We start from the raw sequence: 453 nt of genomic DNA on the forward strand, positions 1-453 counted from the left end.
CAGCCGTTGCCTGAGTGATAATGCTTTTTTATACAGTGGTTCGGCTTCGCTGTACTGTCCTTGGGAATCGTAGAGTGCTGCCAGGTTGTTGTAACTAGTGGCGACATCGGGATGCTCTTCTCCCAGCAGCCGTTGCCTGAGTGATAATGCTTTTTTATACAGTGGTTCGGCTTCGCTGTACCGTCCTTGGGAATTGTAGAGTGCTGCCAGGTTGTTGTAACTGGAGGCGACATCGGGATGCTCTTCTCCCAGCAGCCGTTGCCTGAGTGATAATGCTTTTTTATACAGTGGTTCGGCTTCGCTGTACTGTCCTTGGGAATCGTAGAGTGCTGCCAGGTTGTTGTAACTGGAGGCGACATCGGGATGCTCTTCTCCCAGCAGCCGTTGCCTGAGTGATAATGCTTTTTTATACAGTGGTTCGGCTTCGCTGTACTGTCCTTGGGAATCGTAGAG

At 50.8% G+C, this 453-nt stretch carries 1 protein-coding gene; it reads right to left on the bottom strand.

What is annotated here, in order from left to right:
* Positions 1-453: tetratricopeptide repeat protein (locus ABF638_RS38295; protein WP_435027939.1), on the bottom strand; the 453-nt coding region annotated here is incomplete at both ends.

Origin of the sequence: Nostoc sp. CALU 1950 (assembly GCF_051172895.1) — a bacterium.
Taxonomy (GTDB): domain Bacteria; phylum Cyanobacteriota; class Cyanobacteriia; order Cyanobacteriales; family Nostocaceae; genus Nostoc; species Nostoc edaphicum_A.